The 20,374-nt window shown below is 62.0% G+C and carries 15 protein-coding genes; 10 read left to right on the top strand and 5 right to left on the bottom strand.

Going from position 1 to position 20,374, the window contains the following annotated elements; genetic code table 11:
* Position 1: 1 nt before the first annotated feature.
* The 4 genes from ureE (at position 2) to L0U84_RS03245 (ending at position 2,768) form a co-directional block, all read left to right on the top strand.
* Positions 2-631: an urease accessory protein UreE gene (gene ureE, locus L0U84_RS03260; protein ID WP_233847701.1), complete on the top strand. Its 630-nt coding sequence runs from the start codon at positions 2-4 to the stop codon at positions 629-631.
* Entirely contained in the window at positions 618-1,298 is a 681-nt protein-coding gene (locus L0U84_RS03255) for an urease accessory protein UreF (RefSeq protein ID WP_233851920.1), read from the top strand. Before ureE ends, L0U84_RS03255 begins: the two co-directional genes overlap by 14 nt.
* A 30-nt stretch (positions 1,299-1,328) precedes the next feature.
* Positions 1,329-1,991, top strand: a complete 663-nt coding sequence (ureG, locus tag L0U84_RS03250; protein ID WP_233847700.1) for an urease accessory protein UreG — start codon at positions 1,329-1,331, stop codon at positions 1,989-1,991.
* Positions 1,992-2,315: 324 nt separating this feature from the next.
* Positions 2,316-2,768 carry a DUF3828 domain-containing protein gene (locus tag L0U84_RS03245; RefSeq protein WP_233847698.1) on the top strand — a complete coding sequence of 151 codons (453 nt, stop codon included), beginning with the start codon at positions 2,316-2,318 and terminating at the stop codon, positions 2,766-2,768.
* Between the two features lie 118 nt (positions 2,769-2,886).
* On the opposite strand, the gene waaA is transcribed toward L0U84_RS03245, so the two are convergent.
* From waaA to L0U84_RS03225, 4 genes are all read right to left on the bottom strand, one after another.
* A complete protein-coding gene (gene waaA, locus L0U84_RS03240; protein ID WP_233847696.1) occupies positions 2,887-4,200 on the bottom strand; it encodes a lipid IV(A) 3-deoxy-D-manno-octulosonic acid transferase in 1,314 nt (437 codons plus the stop codon).
* Positions 4,201-4,297: 97 nt separating this feature from the next.
* Positions 4,298-5,182, bottom strand: coding sequence for a Kdo hydroxylase family protein (locus L0U84_RS03235; protein WP_233847695.1), 885 nt, complete (start codon positions 5,180-5,182; stop codon positions 4,298-4,300).
* Positions 5,183-5,263: 81 nt separating this feature from the next.
* On the bottom strand, positions 5,264-6,205 hold the full coding sequence (gene waaC / locus L0U84_RS03230; RefSeq protein WP_233851919.1) for a lipopolysaccharide heptosyltransferase I: 942 nt from the start codon (positions 6,203-6,205) through the stop codon (positions 5,264-5,266).
* 235 nt (positions 6,206-6,440) lie between these two features.
* Positions 6,441-7,835: a phosphomannomutase/phosphoglucomutase gene (locus L0U84_RS03225; RefSeq protein WP_233847693.1), complete on the bottom strand. Its 1,395-nt coding sequence runs from the start codon at positions 7,833-7,835 to the stop codon at positions 6,441-6,443.
* Positions 7,836-8,164: 329 nt separating this feature from the next.
* On the opposite strand from L0U84_RS03225, the gene L0U84_RS03220 reads away from it, so the two are divergent.
* The 4 genes from L0U84_RS03220 (at position 8,165) to galE (ending at position 12,563) form a co-directional block, all read left to right on the top strand.
* Positions 8,165-9,427, top strand: coding sequence for an oligosaccharide flippase family protein (locus L0U84_RS03220; RefSeq protein WP_233847690.1), 1,263 nt, complete (start codon positions 8,165-8,167; stop codon positions 9,425-9,427).
* Positions 9,424-10,254 (top strand): glycosyltransferase, encoded by an 831-nt coding sequence (locus tag L0U84_RS03215; protein WP_233847688.1) that lies wholly within the window; start codon positions 9,424-9,426, stop codon positions 10,252-10,254. The genes L0U84_RS03220 and L0U84_RS03215 overlap by 4 nt, the downstream gene beginning before the upstream one ends.
* A 125-nt stretch (positions 10,255-10,379) precedes the next feature.
* Entirely contained in the window at positions 10,380-11,528 is a 1,149-nt protein-coding gene (locus L0U84_RS03210; protein WP_233847686.1) for a glycosyltransferase family 4 protein, read from the top strand.
* Between the two features lie 12 nt (positions 11,529-11,540).
* Positions 11,541-12,563 carry a UDP-glucose 4-epimerase GalE gene (galE, locus tag L0U84_RS03205; RefSeq protein ID WP_129962930.1) on the top strand — a complete coding sequence of 341 codons (1,023 nt, stop codon included), beginning with the start codon at positions 11,541-11,543 and terminating at the stop codon, positions 12,561-12,563.
* Positions 12,564-14,765: 2,202 nt separating this feature from the next.
* Here the strand turns inward: galE and L0U84_RS03200 are convergent.
* Entirely contained in the window at positions 14,766-15,173 is a 408-nt protein-coding gene (locus tag L0U84_RS03200; protein WP_233847685.1) for a hypothetical protein, read from the bottom strand.
* Between the two features lie 43 nt (positions 15,174-15,216).
* Here L0U84_RS03200 and L0U84_RS03195 point away from each other — a divergent pair, with 43 nt between their 5' ends.
* Complete coding sequence (locus L0U84_RS03195) at positions 15,217-16,395, top strand: hypothetical protein (RefSeq protein ID WP_233847683.1); 1,179 nt, start codon at positions 15,217-15,219, stop codon at positions 16,393-16,395.
* A gap of 828 nt (positions 16,396-17,223) precedes the next feature.
* The gene (locus tag L0U84_RS03190; RefSeq protein ID WP_267939438.1) at positions 17,224-20,367 is read left to right on the top strand and encodes an acetoacetate--CoA ligase; all 3,144 of its coding nucleotides are present in this window, start codon (positions 17,224-17,226) and stop codon (positions 20,365-20,367) included.
* Positions 20,368-20,374 lie beyond the last annotated feature (7 nt).

Raw genomic sequence — 20,374 nt, 5'->3', positions numbered from 1 at the left:
CATGCGTACCCTCGATAAACTTCTCGCGCCACATCTGAAGATTGCGCCCGTGCTCGTGAAGCGGGCGCCCACATTGACCCTCGCGTTCGACGATCGGCGCAAGAGCCGTCTTGCCGCAACGCTCGACAACGGCGAGGAAGTCGCATTGCTGTTGCCGCGCGGCACCGTGCTACGCGATGGCGACGTGCTCGTCGCCGATGATGGCGGGCTCGTGCGGGTCGTCGCCGCCGATGAAGCCGTGCTCGTCGTACGCGCTTCAGACGCGTTGACGTTGACGCGCGCCGCGTATCACCTCGGCAATCGTCATACGCCGGTCGAAGTGGGCGCCGATTACCTGAAGCTCGAATACGATCCGGTGCTCGCCGACATGCTCAAGCGCATCGGCGCGACGCTCGAGCAGGTGTCGCTGCCGTTTCAGCCTGAAGCGGGCGCCTATGGCGGCGGCCATAAGCATGGGCACGACGAGACCTTTGCCGAGGACTATGCGATCGCGCAGCAGGTGTTCGGTGAACATCATGGGCATGAGCACGAGGGTTCTTCGCACTCGCACTCGCACGATCACGACCATGACCACGTGCACGACGAATCGTGCGGACATGGGCACCATTCGCATCACCATGCGCATCGCTGAACTCACTGCGCTGCTGCATCTCGCGTCGCCGGCGCTGCCGATCGGCGCGTTCAGCTATTCGCAGGGTCTCGAAGCGGCGATCGAAGCGCAACTCATCACCGACGCCGACTCCGCGCGCAAGTGGATCGAACGCGGCCTGACCGACGTGCTCGCGCGCGGCGAGTTGCCGTTCCTCGCGCAGCAGATCGAACGCTGGCGCACGCACGACGCCGCGGAACTCGCCGATGCGAACGCCGAATTTCTCGCGAGCCGCGAGTCCGCCGAGTTGCGCCGCGAAACCGAGCAGATGGGCTGGTCGCTGCGACAGTTGTGCGTAGCGCTCGAATGGGGCGATCCGGCGAGACGCGCAACGCTCGCGTCGCTCACGCCACTCGCGCAGCCGAGCGCGTTCGCCTTCGCCGCCTATGCGCACGATGCTCCTGTCGATGCCGCGCTCGCCGCCTATGCGTTCAGCTGGGTCGAGAACCAGGCCGCCGCCGCGTTGAAGGCGGTGCCGCTTGGCCAGCTCGCGGGCCAGCGCATCATGGTCGCGCTGCGCGAGCCGATCGACGCGGCCGTCGCGCGCGCGCTCGCCACTTCACGTGACGACCTAAACACGTTCGCGCCGCAACTCGGCATTTTGTCGGCGCGTCACGAGTCGCAGTATTCGCGGCTCTTCCGCTCGTAACACGAGCACATACGATTCTCACGATCCATCATGAACGCACCTCATCATCCCGCTTCCGCTCCCACGACCCAGACCCGCACGAAGAAGCTGCCGCCGCTGCGCGTGGGTGTCGGCGGTCCGGTCGGCTCGGGCAAGACCACGCTGCTCGAAATGCTGTGCAAGGCGATGCGCGACCAGTACGACCTCGTCGCGATCACGAACGACATCTATACGAAAGAGGATCAGCGTCTGCTGACGGTCGCGGGCGCGCTGCCGGCCGAGCGGATCATGGGCGTCGAGACGGGCGGCTGCCCGCACACGGCGATCCGCGAGGACGCGTCGATCAACCTCGAGGCGGTCGACCGCATGCTCACGCGCTTTCCGGACGCGGACATCGTGTTCATCGAATCGGGCGGCGACAACCTCGCGGCGACCTTCAGCCCGGAGCTGTCGGACCTGACGATCTACGTGATCGACGTCGCGGGCGGCGAGAAGATTCCGCGCAAGGGCGGACCCGGCATCACGAAGTCGGATCTGCTCGTGATCAACAAGACGGATCTCGCGCCGCTGGTGGGCGCTAACCTCGACGTGATGGCATCGGATGCGAAGAAGATGCGCGGCGAGCGGCCCTTTGTGATGTGCAATCTGAAGGCACTCGAAGGCCTCGGCGACGTGGTGAAGTTTATTGAAAAGAAGGGGTTGTTGAAGGTTTGAGAGGAGGAGTGGAGATGCGTTGCCGACACCTATCGGGACGGTGCGCACCATTCGGCAATCTTGAATCGATGCGTTGAGCGCGGATGCAAAGGGACTATTGGCTATTCATTGCGTGCAGCCGGATTCTACGAGGTCAGCGACAGCAATCCCAGGCCCGCGGATGTAATCGTGATTCAGCCAATAGCGGGACACCCACACGGGCATATGGCGATGTTTGACGGCCAGATCTGGATATCCGATTTCAGGCAATATCGGGGTTTTTACCCCGGCGAGTCGTATAGAAAGTCTCACCCTTCCTACAAAATCTATCGCCACGACTGAACCATGCGCAAATCCCTAAATTTTCTGATCCTCGCGTTTTTCATTCTTTTTCAGTCACTGGCGATGGCGCAAGCGCCGGACATGAGCACCCCCAAATCTAGTACCACGGCGTTTTACAAATGGTTTATTCATCGAAGTTCGGAGAAGCATGGATATGCGTTAATGGACAAGGATATTTATACCTATGTCTCAAAACCGACCGTGGATTTTCTGAGAGCGGAATACAAGCAAAACAAGTTCGCAGAGCAAGCCGAGTATTTCACCCGCGTCCAGGACTATGACGATCAGGACTGGCTCGCGCACATCGAGGTCCACCCCGCTGTTCTTCTCGATCGAGTGGCGGTCGTGCCCGTCACGTTAGGATCGACGGAAAAGAAAATCATCATTGCGTTTCTGCGCAAGCAGGGGAACGTCTGGAAGATCACTAAGGTGGTCGATACCGAAGACGATAAGTAGTCACGGTCGCTCAAAAGCAGCCGATCCGTTCAGGTCGCAGCCCGCCAATCAACAGGCCCGACGTTTCCAGAAGGTTCGATTCGCCCGTGCATCGCATTGCACGGCACCCGCGCCGGCCCTACTCCGGCAACAACGCCGCCAACACATCCACCGTTCTCGCCGTCGCCCCACGATGCCTCGCAGCAAACGCGGCAGCGGCACCGCCCATCGCGAGCCGCCGCGCCTTGTCGCCGAACAGCTCGCGCAGCGCGCGCGCCAGGTCGGCCGGGTCCTGCACCTGCACGGCGGCACCGGCCGCGACCGCATCGGCGGTGGCCTGCGTGAAGTTGAACACGTGCGGCCCGATCAGCACCGGCACGCCGACCGCGCATGCTTCGATCAGATTCTGTCCGCCGAGCGGCAACAGACTGCCGCCGATAAACGCCAGATCCGACGCCGCGTAGTAAGCGCCCAACTCGCCCATCGAATCGCCGAGCAGCACGTTCACGTTATGAGGCAACGGCGGCACGCCATCGTCGGCGGTGCGCGCCGCCGATGCGACCTTCGCATCGGGCGCCCAGTTCGATCGGCGTTCGAGCCGCAAGCCCGTCTTCTCGACCAGCGCCGCGACTTCATTGAAGCGTTGCGGATGACGCGGCACCAGGATCAGCAGCGCATCGTCGACGCCAAGTGCCGCGAACGCGTCGAGCACCAGCGCTTCTTCGCCCTCGCGCGTGCTCGCCGCCACCCACACCGGCCGCGTACCGATCGCCGCGCGCCATGCATGGCCGCGCGCCGCGAGTTCGGGCGGCGTGCTCATGTCGAACTTCAGATTGCCGAGCACCGCGACGTTGCGCGCGCCGAGGGAGGTCAACCGCTCGGCATCGGACGGACTCTGCGCGAGTACGCGCGCGAAGCCGCCGAACACGTCCTTCGTCGCGCCGCCGAACTTCGCCGCACGCTTATACGAACGCGCCGACATCCGCGCGTTGGTGAGCACGAGCGGCACGTCGGCACGCCGGCATTCGTCGATCAAGGTCGGCCACACCTCGGTTTCCATCACGAGACCGAGCGACGGCCGCCACGCGCGCAGGAAGCGCCGTACCGCATGCGGCATGTCGTACGGCAGATAGCTGCGCAACACGCGGTCACCGAAAATCTCGATGCCGGTCGCGCGGCCGCTCGGCGTCATGTGCGTGAGCAGAATGCGCGCGTCGGGGCGCACCTTCATCAGCTCGTCGATCAGCGGCTGCGCGGCGCGCGTCTCGCCGACCGACACCGCATGCACCCAGATCAGCGGCGCGCTGTCTTCGGGCAAGCGTCCGCGCGAATAGCCGAAGCGCTCGCCGATATGCTCGCGATAACCGCGCTCCTTGCGCGAACGGATCAGGAGGCGCAGCACGGCAAGCGGCGCGATCAGCCACCAGAGCGCGCGATAGATCGCCCTTAGCATCGGCGCTCCACGTGGTTCGTGCGCTTCGCGAAGTCAACGACGCTGATACGCGCGATGCGGGGCGGCGCCTGCCCGGCATTCGAATCTACCGCCGCGCTCAAACCAGCGCCCTGCCCTTCAGGCGCTCGAGAATACCGAGCGGCGCGCATTCCGGCTGCGCCATCGCCTTTACCGGCAGGAAGAAAGTCTGCTCCAGCATGAACTGGCCGGACATCACCGCGTGCGAAGTCTGGTCGGAGAAGCATACCCACACGCTGCCCGGCGGAAACGGCATGGTCTCCTGCGGGCTCGTCTTCTGATAGTCGAGGTCGGCCTTCATGCCGTCGTGCAGATTGAGCATCAGATGGTCGTACTCGCTGCGAAGCGACTTCGTCACATGCAGCAGGTTCAGCAGCCAAGGGGTGCCCGGCATCTGCGGCTTGATGCGCGGCAGGAAGCGCCGCGCCATGTCCTCGAATGGCTCGCCGACCCGCCATACGCGCGGCACGCCATGCGGATTCACGTTGGTGAACACGCGCAGGATGCGCTCGCCGTAATTCGGCCGCGACGGAAACGCATCGACGTGCAGGCGGCTATCGTCCTTGCGCCACGAGGTTTCGCGGGTCTCGACCTGATGCAGCCGCAGGCTCGTTGGAGCCACGCGCAGCTTGCCGTTGTACTCGGGAAAGAGCCCGTCGACGAGCGTGCGCGCATTCGCCTGATAACGCGCGATCAACGCACGCACCGCCGACTGCGTGACCGCATCGCCGGCCACGCCGTGCAGCGCGCCGCCGTTCGGCTCAAGGCTGATGTTCTTGCGGTTCGGATCGGCGAGCGCCGGATCGAGCAGCGCCTGCTCGCCACCGTCGATCGCGAAGCGCAGGTTCGGGAAATACAGCACCTTGCCGCGCTCGACGCCGGCGAGCAGCGACTCGCGCGGCACGGACAGGTTGCAGCCGTGCCAGTCGGCGTTCGCTACTTCGATGATCTGGGTTTCGTTCATGGTCGCCCTTGGGAACGGAGGGTGCGCAAGGCGAAGCGCACCGACGGGTTGCGGCCCGTGCTGATGACTGCCGGGCCCGGGTTACAACAAACCGAACTCGGCCAGCGCCGACTTGACCTGCTGCAGCGTCGGCGGCTGCCCGGCCGCGCCGAGATTGACGACGTTCGGCGACCAGTAGCCGCCGGTGCGCCACGCGGTCGAGAAATTGTACAACTCGACCGTGGGCCGCTTCAGCGCCGCCGCGATATGCACCAGACCCGTGTCGACCCCGACCGTCGCGGCCGCGCCATCGATCAGTCCGACCACCGCTGGAAGCGCCAGCTTGGGCGGCACGATCGCGGCCGCGCCGAACTCCTTCGCGAGCCGCTCGCTGGTCGCGCGCTCGGCGTCGCTGCCCCACGGCAGGACGATCGATGCGCCGCGCCGCACCAGCGACTGCCCGAGTTCGATCCACGCGGCATCGGGCCACTGCTTGTCAGCGCGCGAAGTCGCGTGCACGAACACGACGTAGGGCACCGGCAGATTCAGATTCGCCTGCGACAGCGCGAGCGCCGCACGGCCCGTATCGAGCCCGAAGTCGATGTCGTCGGTGGGTTGCGGCGGCGGGTCGTTCAGCGCCGCGGCCACCAGTTGCCGCGTGCGTTCGACCACGTGCGTGCGCGGCGCGATCGGCACGCGCCGACCGTAGAAGAAGCGCACCGGCCATTCGTAGCCGGCGCCATCGGTGCGGTTGCCGAGCCCGACGAGCGGTCCGCGCGCCATGCTCGCGACCCACGCGGTCTTGATGAGCCCCTGGCAGTCGATCACCAGATCGTAGTGCTCGGCGGCGAGCGCGCGCCGAAACGCGCCGATCTCGCGCCAGTTGTCGACGGACAGGATGCGCTTGCGCCAGCGCCGCAGCGACACCGGAATCGCGCGCCGCACGCCGGTCACGAGTTCCACCAGCCCGACGAAACTCTCCTCGACGAGCCAGTCGATCTGCGCGTCGGGATGGCGCCGCCGGATGTCGGCGATCACGGGCATGTTGTGAACGACGTCGCCCAATGACGACACCCTCACGATCAGTATCTTTTGCGCGCTCAAGAGTGGGAAAACCGGCTAATCGGCTCGAAGATGCGTTGAAAGGACCGCAATTCTAGCGCGCCGACTGTGAAAGACATGAAAAACGCGGCGCGGTAAGGCAACCCGCGCCGCGTTCGGTAGCGGTGACGCTTCGATCCGCCTTAACGAATTTCGAAGCGCGCCGCCGTATCAGCCGTCAGAACGGCAGTTTCGCATCGGCCTTCTCCGCCAGAATCACGCGGCGGAAGTCGTCCTGAATGCGTTTGAGCGCCGCGTCGTTGTCGGCCTCGAAACGCATCACGACGACCGGCGTCGTGTTCGACGAACGCGCGAGGCCGAAGCCGTCCGGATACTCGACACGCAGACCGTCGATCTTCACGACGTCGTCCGCGCCGGTGAACTTCGCGTTTTGCTGCAGACGGGCGATCAGCTCGAAGTTCTCGCCTTCTTCGAGCTTCAGTTGCAGCTCGGGCGTGGAGTGCGAGTTCGGCAGCGAGTTCAGCAGCTCGCTCGGGTCGGCCACGCGCGTGAGGATCTCGAGCAGACGCGCGCCGGTGTACAGGCCGTCGTCGAAACCGTACCAGCGGTCCTTGAAGAACACGTGGCCGCTCATTTCGCCTGCCAGCGGCGCGCCGGTTTCGCGCAGCTTCGCCTTCACGAGCGAGTGGCCGGTTTTCCACATCAGCGGCTCGCCGCCCTTGTCCTTGACCCACTTCGCGAGATTGCGCGTGCACTTCACGTCGTAGATGATCTGCGCGCCCTTGTTGCGCGACAGCACCTCTTCGGCGAACAGCATCAGCTGACGGTCCGGGTAGATGATCTGACCATCCTTGGTGACGACGCCCAAGCGGTCGCCGTCGCCGTCGAACGCGAAGCCGATTTCCGCATCGGTTTCCTTCAGCGCGCGAATCACGTCTTGGAGGTTCTCCGGGTGCGCCGGGTCCGGATGGTGATTCGGGAAGTTGCCGTCGACCTCGGTGAACAGCTCGACGAGTTCGCAGCCGAGCTTTTTGAACAGCCTGGGCGCGAGGCCGCCGGCCACGCCGTTGCCGGTATCGACGACGATCTTGATCGGACGCGCGAGCTTCACGTCGCTCGCGATGCGCTCGAGGTATGCGTCGGCGATATCGTATTCGGTGTAGCTGCCGCTACCGTCGGCGAAGTTCTCGTCGACGATGCGCTGATGCAGCGCGAGGATCTGCTCGCCGTAAATGGCGGCGCCGCGCAGTACCATCTTGAAGCCGTTGTAGTCAGGCGGATTGTGGCTGCCGGTCACGACGATGCACGAGTCGACGCGGCGCTCGCCGCCCGCCAGCTTCAACGGTACGCTCGCCGCGAAGTAGCCGACCGGCGTGGGCACCATGCCCACGTTCACGACATCGACGCCGGCCGCACGCAGGCCGTCGGACAGCGCCCCGATCAGCTCCGGGCCCGATAGGCGCCCGTCGCGCGCGACCACGACCGAGTCGCCGCCCTGCGCGCGCACTTCGCTGCCGAATGCGCGACCGATGGAGCGCGCGGCGTCGGCGTCGAGCGTCTTACCAATGACGCCACGAATGTCATACGCCTTGAAAATGGATTTGGAGATCATGATGGCTCACTTGCGTGCAATGGAAATTTTTGACCTGCGCATCGAAGATAACCGGTAAAAACGCGGTAAAAAATCGCGTTAAAAAACCACGACAATATTTACGATTAAACACGTGTTTCCGCGCCTCGATGCGCCCTTGCCGGAAGCGGTCCGGTTCCAACTTATAATTGCGTTCTTCTGACCAGCCTGAATACCGCCATTCTAATGCTTAGACGCCCTCCTTTTGTAAAGTCGCCGTGGCTTCCGGCCGGGCGGGCGAACGCGCATGGCGCCGCATGCATGGCCGCACGAGGCGGCTTGACCGACACGCAGTGGCGAGCGGCCAACGGATGCTGACGCTCAAGCGCTTCGCCAATCCCGACGTCACCCGCGCGTTTACGAACATCGTCTGGCTGGGTCTCGAGCGGCTCACGCAGATCGGCGTCGCTATCGTGATCAGCGGCATGCTCGCGCGTTACTTCGGGCCCGATACGTTCGGCAAATGGCAGTACGCGAACACGCTGCTGCTGGTGCTGTCGCCGATCACATGGGTCTGCGGCGCGGAAATCCTCGTACCAACCATCGTCAACCGACCGCCCGAACAGCTCGGTACCGTACTCGGCAGCGCGTTCGCGTTGCGCATCTCCGTCTCGGCCGTTGCGCTGCTGCTCACGTGGCTCGGCATTGCGCTGCATTTCTTCGAACCGCTCGTCGGCGCGATGCTTGCCGGCCTCGCGGTGACGATGCTGTTTCGCGAGCCGTTCGTCGGCGTGATCAACGCGTGGCTGCAAAGCATGACCTACAGCAAGCCGCAATTGCTGACCAGCATGAGCACCGCGGTGATCAAGGCCGGGCTCGTTTATCTGCTGGTGCGCGCGACGGCCGCGCCCGCGCGCTTCGGCTGGCTGTGGGCGCTCGAATCGGCGGCAATCGGCGCGGTGCTGCTGCTCTACTTCATGCGCCGGCATCGCGGCAAGCTCGGCTGGCATATCGACCGAACGCTCTTCAGGCACTTCGCTAGCGCGGGCACCGTGTTCTGGCTCGGGCTCATCTGTATGTATCTGTTCCTGAAACTGGACCGGTTGATGCTCGAGCGCGCGATCTCGTTCGCCGACCTCGGACGCTACTCGGCCGCCCAGCAGTTGAACGAAAACTGGATCACGCTCGCACTGATGCTCGCGCAAACCATTGCGCCCGCATTCGTCTACCGGGTGCAGGGCATCGCGCAACTGCGCCGCAACATGTGGCGACTCACCGCGCTGACCGCCGTGCTGATGGTGTGCGGCGCGTTCGTGCTCGACCTGCTCGCGGGCTTCATCATCCGCCGCGTGTTCGGACCGGACTTCGAAGGCGCGATCGAGATCTTCCGTTGGGCCGTGTGGCTGTCGGTGCCTGCCGGTATCGAGGCGATCGGCAATCTGGTCGTGCTCAAGTATCAGGCGAAGTTCGTGTTGCTCGCGAAGTGGCTGCTCGCGCTCGCCGTCGCGTTCGCGGTCAATCTGCTGGCCATCCCGCGACTCGGCGCGTATGGCGCGCTCGTCGGCCTCGCGGCCGGCTACCTGGCGGCCGCCTCGGTCAATCTTTATTACATCCGTTTCAAATTGCGCCCATGACGAATTCATCCGCCACCGCGCAAACCACGCTCGACGACGTCGCGGTGCTGATGCCCGCCTTCAACGGCCAGGCGGACGTCGATTCTACGCTCGCGTCGTTCGAAGAAAGTGCGCTGGTGCACGTACTGATCGTCGATGACGGCAGTACGCCGCCGATCGTCGCGCCCACCCTGCCGAACCTGAAGATCGAAGTGCTGCGTATGGCGCAGAACGGCGGCATCGAGCGCGCGCTGCAAACCGGCATCGACGCGCTCGCGCAGCGCGGCTTTCGCTATGCGGCGCGCATCGACGCAGGCGACCGCGCGGTCCCGCGACGGCTCGCGAAGCAGCGCGCGTTCATGCAAGCGCATCCCAACGTGGCGGGCCTCGGCATGTGGACCCAGGTCGTCACGCGCGCGGGCGAACCGCTTTTCATGCTGATGCCGCCGGCCGAGCCGAGCGCGATCCGGCGTCAGCGCTTTTTCCGCTCGTGCCTCGCGCATCCGTCGATGATGCTGCGTATCGATGCCGTGCGCACAGTCGGGAACTATCGCGCCGCGTATCGTTCGGCGGAAGACCTCGACCTGTTCGTACGTTTGATGGAACGCTACGACTGCGCGAATCTGCCGGAACTCGGCCTGCTCTATGAACTGAACGAAGGCGGCATCAGCGCGACGAAGCGGCGCCGGCAAATCGGCTCGACGCTGCGTTTGCAGTTACGCTACTTCAACTTGGCCAATCCGTACGACTGGTTGGGCCTCGCGAAGAATCTAATGCACCTGATGCTGCCTTATCGCACGTTGCAACGGGTCAAGCGCGCGCTGCTCACGCCGCGCGCGAGCCGTTGAGTCGCGCTTCGCGTGAGCGCTGTCTCTTTCGTTTTCGCCATATTGGCTGAGGTTCGCGCCGCTTCGTTTGGCGCCGTATTCGTCTCTGTGGTCCACAATTCAATCACCGCTCGGCCCTTCTCCGCATGAAGCCCTCTTTCAAGTCGACGCCCGCGCTGCGCATTACACTCGTCTGCAACACGGCCTGGGCAATCTATACGTATCGGCAAGGGCTGATCCGCACGCTGATCGGACGCGGCGTCGACGTGACGGTGCTCGCGCCGCGCGATCGCACGTTCGAGTTGCTCGCCGCGATGGGCTGCCGTTGCATCGAGCTGCCGGTCGCGTCCAAGGGCACCAGCCCGGGCGAGGATCTGCGCACGCTCGTCGCGCTTTACCGGCAGTACAGGACCATTCGTCCGCACGTCGTGTTTCACTACACGATCAAGCCGAACATCTACGGCTCGATCGCGGCGAAGCTGGCTGGCGTGCAGTCGGTGGCGGTCACCACCGGGCTCGGCTATGTGTTCATCCAGCACAGCCGTGCCGCGCAGATCGCCAAAAGGCTGTATCGTTTCGCGTTCCGCTTTCCGCGTGAAGTGTGGTTCCTGAATCGCGACGATCAGGCCGCGTTCGTCGACGGCAAGCTGCTCGTGCATCCCGAGCGCGCGCGGCTGTTGCATGGCGAGGGCGTCGATCTCGAGCAATTCGCGTTCACGCCGCTGCGCGAGCGCGCCGAGTTTCGCTTCGTGCTGATCGGGCGCTTGCTGTGGGACAAAGGGGTCGGCGAATACGTCGAGGCCGCGCGGCAGTTGCGTACGCGCTATCCGCACGCGCGCTTCCTGTTGCTCGGGCCGGTCGGCGTCGATAATCCGAGCGCGATTACGCGCGACGAAGTCGCCGCGTGGGAACGAGAAGGCGTGATCGAGTATCTGGGAGAGGCGCACGACGTGCGGCCGTTCATCGCCGACGCCGATTGTGTGGTGCTGCCGTCGTATCGCGAAGGCGTGCCGCGCACGCTGATGGAAGCCTCCGCGATGGGCCGGCCGATCGTCGCGACCGACGTGCCCGGCTGCCGCGAAGTGGTGGCCGACGGCGTCAACGGCTTGCTGTGCGAAGCGCGTAATGCGGCGAGCCTCGCCGCGAGTCTCGCGCGCATGCTCGACATGAGCGGCGCGGAGCGGCGCGCAATGGCGGAACGCGGCCGGCAGAAAGTCGCGACCGAATTCGACGAACGTGTGGTCGTCGAAACCTATAAAGATCTGGTGCAAAAAATCACGGGTGTTTTACTTTAACGGAGCAACAGCATGACCACGAAGGGCACGATTCTGGTAACGGGTGGCGCAGGTTTCATCGGCTCGCACACCTGCGTCGAACTGCTGAACGGCGGCTACGACGTCGTGGTGATCGACAACCTCGTGAACAGCAAGCGCGAATCGCTGCGTCGCGTCGAGCAAATTACCGGCCGCGCAGTGAGCTTCTACGACGTCGACGCGCGCGACGAAGCGGCACTGCAGCGGATTTTCGATGCACATCCGATCACCGGTGCGATCCATTTCGCGGCGCTCAAAGCGGTTGGCGAATCGGTCGCGAAGCCCATCGAGTACTACGCGAACAACGTCGGCAGCCTGCTGACGCTGCTCGGCGTGATGCGCGATCGCAACGTCAAGCAGTTTGTGTTCAGTTCGTCGGCAACGGTGTACGGGGTGCCGAAAAGCTCGCCGATCGACGAATCGTTCCCGCTGTCGGCAACCAATCCGTATGGTCAATCGAAGCTGATCGCCGAGCAGATCCTGCGCGATCTCGAAGTGTCGGACCCGTCGTGGCGCATCGCGACGCTGCGCTACTTCAATCCGGTCGGCGCGCATGAGAGCGGCCTGATCGGCGAAGATCCGGCCGGTATTCCGAACAACCTGATGCCGTACGTCGCCCAGGTCGCGGTCGGCAAACTCGAGAAGCTGCGCGTGTTCGGCGGCGACTACGAGACGCCTGACGGCACCGGCGTGCGCGACTATATCCACGTGGTCGATCTCGCGCGCGGGCATCTCGCCGCGCTCGATGCGCTCGTCAAGCGCGATGCGAGCTTCGTCGTCAATCTCGGCACGGGCCAGGGCTATAGCGTGCTCGACGTGGTGCGCTCGTTCGAGAAGGCGTCGGGCCGGCCGGTGCCGTACGAAATCGTCGCGCGCCGTCCGGGTGACGTCGCGCAGTGTTTCGCCGATCCAGCCGCGGCCGAGCGGATTATCGGCTGGAGCGCGCAGTATGGAATCGAGCGGATGTGCGCGGATCACTGGCGCTGGCAGTCGAATAATCCACGAGGCTTTGCCTGAAGCCGCTTACGCACGTCAAATAACTGAAGAAGCGGCCTGAAGGCCGCTGAAGGTCGACCGCGGATCTGGCGAGTTGCGACGCACGGACTCCGCCGCGGTCGGTCTTTGTGGCCTCTTTGCTGAGTGCCTTGGCGAAAGTCGTGGCCTACCAGCAATGCTGGAATTCGCCGGTGGGGTCGCAGTCAGCGGACTGAATTGTTTTTGTTCTTTTTTCTTATCGAGTCTCGCTTGCCGCCGAGATTGTCAGTGATGCACCACGATCGCTCAAAACTCTTTTGGCGGACGTACTCGCGGGTTCCGGTCTTTCTGGACACGCGTTCCGGTCAACTGGATTTGATGAAACGCTGTCGCCAATAGCCCTTGATGTCGCCATTTTCAGGGCGCAATTCGACCCTGAGAAGATCAACTCCCGCCTTCGCAGGCCGGTCTGTCGCAGCTATCGAACAGCAAACCACAATTCGAAAACGATCATTTCCCAATCGATGATCCGTGCTCGAACTCATTCCCTATTCAAACTTCAATTAGCACCACCGGCACGCGCGTTCGACTCTTTTGAAGGCACGAAACACCAGAGAAGTACTTCTGGGACGCTTAAAGCATGGCATCGAATGCGTTGACCGGCATGATCAAATCACAAGCTTTTACTCGCCCCCATCGTGACAGTCGATAGTGAACGGCCTGACCAATCAACCACTCGGCTCCACTTCAATCGGAAAGTACGATTCTCAGTGCGCTCATATCGGCGTGAGTTGCAATGGCAGCGTGGCAACGTCCTTCCCGACAATCGCGAGCTTCATTTCGGTTCAGGTGAATAGCAGGCGTTGAGCACTTCTACTTTCTAGTATTTCTGCAAACCGACCCGCGTATTCCGGCCCGGCTCTCCGCCGCCCTTCCAACCACCAGATAGAAAAATAGGCGCACCCTGCATCTTCAAAACCACCCTCTTGGAACGAGTACTTTCGATCGCCGCGCGATCGTTTCCCGCTCGAAAATTCGCATTTCATATAAGCCGCAATTTGCTAAGCCATCCATATCAAAGCGATACGAATGGACGCTCACTACCGAACGCTCCCTGCTTTTACGTCACAAAACGCGAATCATTGCGCGCATGCAGACGAGTAACAAATACCGCATTCCTCAGTGTTGCATAGTTCGCATTTCGTTGTAGTGCGACATCCTCTAATGGCTCATTGTCCGAAAAGCTCTAGCCGATTTGACCGGTGATTAGTTCGGGATACTATTTATATGAAGAATGATACGCGAGTCATATTTTCTCGTTCATATGAACGAATCCCATAAGTCAAGTAGTTCATTGTGACTTTCTGGCGGCGGGGGAAGACTTTTTGCGTACCCCGCAATATTCAAGGAAAAACCAACTCCGCAGAAACGGATGCAGGGAGCTATCGCTTTTTTCCCGAGAACTTTGCCCGCGTTACAGAACTGAAACGTTTTTTGAGAATATAATTCGTGCCCTGAAGTTGCGCGGGAAAACCCTATCGCGCAATTCTTTCCGGTGGACCGAGCATCCGACAGCAGCAATGCTTCGCGTTTGGCGAATTTGAAAGGTTTTTTGCTGTACACGCGTGTGGCGAAGTGCGAATGACCACCGCAATCGAGTCGTTCTCGCAGCCGCAATAAAAGGGCCGGTCCGACCGACCGGTTCTGTCGGAGCGACGTGACCCGGGTACGTGGAGGTCCGCAAGAGCTTTCCGATCAGAGCGCGGGCAAGCTTGCCTCCGGATCGAACGAACTTGCTGGGCGGGTGTGTCACGGAAGGCGGTTGTGCGTGAGATGTAAGGTCGTTACATTTTTATACACTTTAATTTGCATAACTGATTAACCGCGCGGTTCATTTATGTTATGGCGCAGTTTTTCTCAGGAACACTTCGATTGACGAAGACTTCGCTCGCGTCGTCTACCTGCGGTGACAAATGGAAGGTTGATTGACAACAATCTCGACCCGAGCAGAGCGGTGTGAAGGTTGATCGCGCCCTCCAATCAAGGCCACCCACATGTCGGATGGTCTGTGGATGGTGAGTGGTGTCGAGGTGACGTAATCACGAAGTTACAAATCAATAAGAGGAGGAGTCGAAAGATATTTGTCAACCCCAAAAAAAAAGCTGATCGCAATTAGTTCTACTTATCGACGTACCGCGCTCTCGACGTGACGCGGTAAGAGCGAATCCGCTTCTGGAAGTCAGCCTACTCGCACGGCATTGCCGCTGCGAACGGCGAAACGGCCATGTCGGCTTTTGCCGCGGCCCAGGCGGCAGCCAAAGCGCCTTCCGGCAGGCAGCCCCGTTTTTTTGCAGTGAAGCCTGCGTTACCGGGCTTCGTGTCTTCAAATAAAATTCGACAGGAATTACTAGTGTCTCCGAAACTCAAAACTAATCTTTCCCGCGTCATGCTCGCGGCTTGTGTCACTTTCGTTGTCGTGGGTTCGGCGCAAGCGCACGGACATTGGCGCTCGCAAAACTCGCAAACGTCGACAGCTTCGACCACTTCGACTGCCGCGAGCACATCTACTGCATCTACTGCATCCACTGCATCCACTGCATCTACTGCATCCACTGCATCGACTGCATCCACCGCATCGACGGCTGCAACCACGTCGACGACTCCGGTCGCATCGGCGAACGCTCAAACGGCACTGATGCCTGCAAACACTTCGGCAAGCCCGGTCACGGCTGCGTTGTCGAATGGCACCCTGGCGGGTAGCACGGATGTGTCGAAGGTCAACGTTCACTCGCTGCTCTACCCGGGTAACACCACGAAGGTGCTGGTGCACTATCTGCCGTGGTTCGACGGCGGTATGGACTCGGGTATCAACGTCAACTACAACACCAGCGATCCGACCTACATCAAGGGGTTCCTCGCTGATCTGGTCAGTCGCGGCGTCGATGGCGTGATGATTGACTGGCAGGGCCAGACGGATATCAGCAACACCGGTTCGCTCGCGTTGCAACCGATCATCCAGAGCTACACCACGGCGCAGAACGGCCCGATGCAGTTTGCGATCATGCTGGACGCGAATCTGTTGAACAATGCTAGCGGCACCAATCAGGCCAAGGTGCTGGCAGCGGTCGCGTACATCAACAAGCAGTACCTCAGCGATCCGCACTACCTGACCTACAACGGCAAGGCGGTGGTGGGTGACTTTGGTCTCACCGCAGCCAGCGGCATCGACTGGAACGCAATCCAGTCCGCGTATCCCAAGATCTCGTTTGTGCATCTGGACAATGCGACGTCGCCGGATGGTTTTGGCATCCCCAGCAGCGGTGGCTCGTTCCTGTGGGTGAATCCGACCAGTTCGAACGCCGCCCCGGCTGATCTGAGCACGATGGACGACTTCTACACCCGGGCCAACCAGCATCCGAATCAGATCACCATGGGTTCGACCTACAAGGGCTTCAACCCGGTTGGTTACGCGTCGTGGGATGGCAACGTCTATGTGAACCAGCAGTGCGGCCAGACGTGGCTGGATGGTTTCACCAAGATCAACCAGTACTACAACTCGGCGAAGCAGCTTCCTTTCCTGCAGCTGACGACCTGGGATGACTACTACGAGGGCACTCCGCTCGAGACGGGTGTCGACAACTGTCTGACGCTGAAAACTTCGGTGAGCGGCCGCACGATCACGGTGTCCCCCTCGGCCACGAGTACCCTGGATCACCTGGAGTTGTGGAGCAACAACAACGCCGCATGGACCCAGGTCACCTACCCTGCCAACACGACGACGATTCCGGTGACCAACGCGGGCACCTATTACGTCAAGGCTGTGGGCAAGCCGTTCATCAAGAACACCCTTTCCTCGGCTATCACGGTCAACTAAGAAACTGCGTTCGCGCCTCGCGGCATCGAATGAGCCGCGCGGCGCCTCGCGTCGAGGAATTGACTCCCCGCCAGGATCCAGGGAGGGAAGCGTGCTGTGCAACGCAGCGCTTTTCAGTCTTCTTCCCTCCCTCACCAAACCAAATCAATTAGTGGCACCGGAACACCACAACGAAACGCAAGATGTGTGCGCGGGTCGAAGCGCATGCGAAGCGCGATCCGCAGAAGTATCCGTATGTGAAGGTTTTGTGAACTCTGAGCCATGCCGCACGATGCGTTCGTGTCTTTGAAACAAGCAGGCGACGTCGAAAAGCGGTGCCGCCCAAAAGGTCACTGCGTTTCAACATGAACATGTGTCCGCTCATCACTTCGCAGCCATCCAGTGCTCGGGGTGCGGCAATTCCATTCGCAAACGTTCGTGGCACCCGCTCGGTGCAACACCCCCGTTTGAAAATGTTCGCATTCCGATGGAAAGCTTGTGGACTGCAAACGAACTGCGGGCACTAATCGAACCGCTTCGGGCTGCGTAATGCGAGCTGCTACATGTATTAGGGTCGCACACTGGTGTCGGCCATCGCAGCGTTTCAGCCTCCTGTTCTGCGTTGACGACTCCAGTCGATGGCGCGATTTCCATGCTGAAAATGCAGGCAATTCTCACGCCTTCGCCTAGCGCTTCGAGCCAAAATTCGCGCGGCATAACAATCTCTATGGACCCAATTTTGATAGTGCGCTGCCGCACATAGCAGCAAACCATCATTTAATAGGATCAATTCGACGATTCCTTTTCAGGCATCTGAAATACGCTTTGCCGCTCTGCATGGAGGGATAGATGGATTGCCTTCAACTGCTTCGCACGTCGCCTTACCCCGCTGCATCTCTCGAACGCACCCCCATTTTCACCAACACCCCCGAGTCTGCCGCCACTTCGCAAATGACCGCGTTCACCGCGGTCCTGCAGGCACACACGGGCCAGATCTTTGACAACTACGAAAAGCTGCACGAGTTCTCCGTACGGGCATATCGAACGTTCTGGCAAATTTTCGTGCGATGGTCCCACGGGCTTGACTGGTCCGGCAACCTCGAACCCGTGTGCGTCGGCGACGACTGTGAACACGCACAGTTCTTCCCGGAAGTCGAACTGAATTACGCCGACAACCTCTTGAACCAATCGGTAGCAGGGGCCGACGCACCTGCGCTGACAGCCTGTCACGCGGATGGCCGGCGAGTACGTCTGACTCGCGGTGAGCTGCGCGATCGCGTCGCCCGTCTTGCACATGCGCTTACGAAATTGGGGCTGCGCCAGGGGGACCGCGTAGTTGGCGTGATGCGCAACGACGCTGAAGCGGTCGTTACCGCGCTATCGGTCACCGCGCTCGGCGCCACGCTGTCGACGGCTGCGCCCGAGATGGGTGTCGAGACGCTCCTCGATCGTTTCACACCGCTCGCGCCGCGACTGCTGTTCGCGCACGCCGCAGCGCAGTCTTTCGACACGGGCGTACCGGTCTCGGCCAAGATCGGCGAACTGGCAGCCGCTTTGCCGTCGCTGCAAGCTGTTGTCCGTCTGGATGATGGCGCTCTGCCGGATACGGTCAAGCAACAGATCTATTCGCAGGCCGAACTGATCGAGCACGGCGACGCCGGATGTTTCGAATGGCGGCGCTTCCCGTTTAACCATCCGCTTTTCATCATGTTCTCGTCGGGCACCACCGGCAAGCCGAAGTGCATCGTGCACGGCGCCGGCGGCAGCTTGCTGGAGCACCTGAAGGAGCATCGGCTGCACAGCGACCTGCGGCCCGGCGATCGGATGTACTTCCACACCACCTGCGCATGGATGATGTGGAACTGGCAGTTGTCGGCGCTTGCGTCCGGCGTCGAAATCGTTACTTACGACGGCCCGATTTCGGCGGTCGATACGTTGTGGCGCCTTGTCGCCGACGAGCGCGTCACGGTGTTCGGCACGAGTCCCGCTTATCTGAAGATGTGCGAGGATGCCGGCCTCGTGCCGGGAAGGCAGTTCGATCTCAGCGCACTGCGCGCGATGATGTCGACCGGAGCGGTGCTATTCGACGCACAGTTCGGCTGGGTGCGCGATCACGTGAAGCCGCTGCAACTGCAATCGATCTCAGGCGGCACGGACATCCTCGGTTGCTTCGTGCTGGGCAATCCCAATCTGCCTGTCTACGCAGGCGAAGCCCAATGCAGGAGTCTTGCGCTCGCTGTTCAGGCCCGCACGCAGGGCGCACCCGCCAACGGGATCGGCGAACTGGTCTGCGCGAATCCGTTTCCGTCACGTCCGCTCGGTTTCTTCGGCGACGCCGACGGTGCTGCCTTTCACGCCGCCTATTTCGCCAGCAACCCGGGGGTCTGGACTCACGGCGATCTCATCGAGTTTTCGGCGGAAGGTACTGCGCGATTGCATGGCCGCACAGACGGGGTGCTGAATGTGCGCGGCATCAACGTCGGACCGGGCGAGATCTACCGCGTACTGAATGACATCCGGGAAATCCGCGAGGCGATGATCGTGCAACAGCCGTCACGCAATCTGCCGGCCGATCAGGGCAACGCAGCCGCAACGGAACCGCGCACCGTGCTGCTGCTGGTGCTCAGAGAGGGCTTCGGGTTGAACGCTGCGCTGGCCGCACGGGTGCGCCGCGAACTTGCACGTCGCGCGTCGCAAGCACATGTGCCGGACCGGATCATCGCCGTTCCCGCGTTGCCGGCCACGCATAATGGAAAGTTATCCGAATCTGCCGCGCGCAATGCGATCAGCGGCCTGCCGGTGCGCAACACGGCGGCGCTCCGCAATCCAGAATGCCTCGATGCGATTCGGCGTCATCCGGCGCTGAACTCGGCAACGCGTGAGTTGGCGCCGGTGGGCGAGTCCCGCCAGGATCTCGAACGGCATCTACAGACGCAGTGGGAGAGGCTGTTCGACTTCGCTCCGATCGGTCGGGACGACAACTTTTTTGATCTCGGCGGCAATTCGCTGCTCGCGGCAAGGTTGCTCGCCAGTGTGTATCAGTCGACCGGGCGCACCATTCCGCTCGCGACGCTGCAATTTGCGCCGACGATCGCGCGCCTCACCGCGGCGATCGACGACTGCGCATTGCCACAGTCGTCGCCGACAGTCGTACCAATGCGCGCAGGCACGGGCACACCGCTCTTCCTGGTACACGGGGTAAGCGGAACCGTCATGGAATGCTCGACGCTAATCGCCGCGATGCAGAGTCCGCGCCCGGTGTTTGGGCTACAGGCACGAGGCCTCGACGGCGAGCTGCCGGCTCAACGGCATGTCCACGATATCGCGGCCAGCTACATCGCACAGATGCGCGGCGTGCAGCCAACGGGACCGTACGCGGTGGCTGGTTACTCGTTCGGCGGATTGATTGCCGTCGAGATTGCGCAACAGTTAGGGCGCGCCGGCGAGCAAATGGAATTGCTGTGCCTGATCGATACCTATGCGGACGAGCGCTGCCTGCCGTGGCGGGCCTGGCTGCGGCACAACTATCAATACGTAGGCTGGCACTGGCGCAGGCTGCGCGCCGTGCCCAAATCGCAACTTTCCGGCTACGTGAAGGACAGACTCGTGAATGCGGTCGATCTTTTGCGCATGCGCAACGGACGCATGGCACACCGCCCAGACAGCCATAACGCGCGGATGCCACCGGCGCTACGTACGGTTCGCGAGACGTTGCGGGTAGCGATGACGACGTATCGGCCACGGCCCTATACCGCTGGACCGATCGTCTACGTGCACGCGACGTCCGCGCAGACCTACCGTAGCAATCAGTTGACACTGTGGCAGCACGTCGCTCGTGCCGGACTGGATATTGTCGATGTATCTTGCGACCACTTCGAAATGATCGCCGAGCCGAATGTGCAGGTTGTGGCTGCGGCGCTGGATCGGCGATTGACCAGCAGCGACAAACCGCGGCCCGGTTTTTCCGCGCTCGGGGGCGTCGCGTGCGCCTAGTTGATCG

The sequence above is a fragment of the Paraburkholderia sp. HD33-4 genome, from assembly GCF_021390635.1.
Classification (GTDB): Bacteria; Pseudomonadota; Gammaproteobacteria; order Burkholderiales; family Burkholderiaceae; genus Paraburkholderia.
The sequence above is the reverse complement of the archived record's forward strand: the minus strand, read 5'-3'. Positions and strand labels throughout refer to the sequence as shown.

Bases quoted from the DNA above. Each gene is read 5' to 3' on its own strand.
- ureE (WP_233847701.1), top strand. From the start codon at position 2: ATGCGTACCCTCGATAAACTTCTCGCGCCACATCTGAAGATTGCGCCC.
- L0U84_RS03255 (WP_233851920.1), top strand. From the start codon at position 618: ATGCGCATCGCTGAACTCACTGCGCTGCTGCATCTCGCGTCGCCGGCG.
- ureG (WP_233847700.1), top strand. From the start codon at position 1,329: ATGAACGCACCTCATCATCCCGCTTCCGCTCCCACGACCCAGACCCGC.
- L0U84_RS03245 (WP_233847698.1), top strand. From the start codon at position 2,316: ATGCGCAAATCCCTAAATTTTCTGATCCTCGCGTTTTTCATTCTTTTT.
- waaA (WP_233847696.1), bottom strand. From the start codon at position 4,200: ATGCTAAGGGCGATCTATCGCGCGCTCTGGTGGCTGATCGCGCCGCTT.
- L0U84_RS03235 (WP_233847695.1), bottom strand. From the start codon at position 5,182: ATGAACGAAACCCAGATCATCGAAGTAGCGAACGCCGACTGGCACGGC.
- waaC (WP_233851919.1), bottom strand. From the start codon at position 6,205: ATGCCCGTGATCGCCGACATCCGGCGGCGCCATCCCGACGCGCAGATC.
- L0U84_RS03225 (WP_233847693.1), bottom strand. From the start codon at position 7,835: ATGATCTCCAAATCCATTTTCAAGGCGTATGACATTCGTGGCGTCATT.
- L0U84_RS03220 (WP_233847690.1), top strand. From the start codon at position 8,165: ATGCTGACGCTCAAGCGCTTCGCCAATCCCGACGTCACCCGCGCGTTT.
- L0U84_RS03215 (WP_233847688.1), top strand. From the start codon at position 9,424: ATGACGAATTCATCCGCCACCGCGCAAACCACGCTCGACGACGTCGCG.
- L0U84_RS03210 (WP_233847686.1), top strand. From the start codon at position 10,380: ATGAAGCCCTCTTTCAAGTCGACGCCCGCGCTGCGCATTACACTCGTC.
- galE (WP_129962930.1), top strand. From the start codon at position 11,541: ATGACCACGAAGGGCACGATTCTGGTAACGGGTGGCGCAGGTTTCATC.
- L0U84_RS03195 (WP_233847683.1), top strand. From the start codon at position 15,217: ATGCCTGCAAACACTTCGGCAAGCCCGGTCACGGCTGCGTTGTCGAAT.
- L0U84_RS03190 (WP_267939438.1), top strand. From the start codon at position 17,224: ATGGATTGCCTTCAACTGCTTCGCACGTCGCCTTACCCCGCTGCATCT.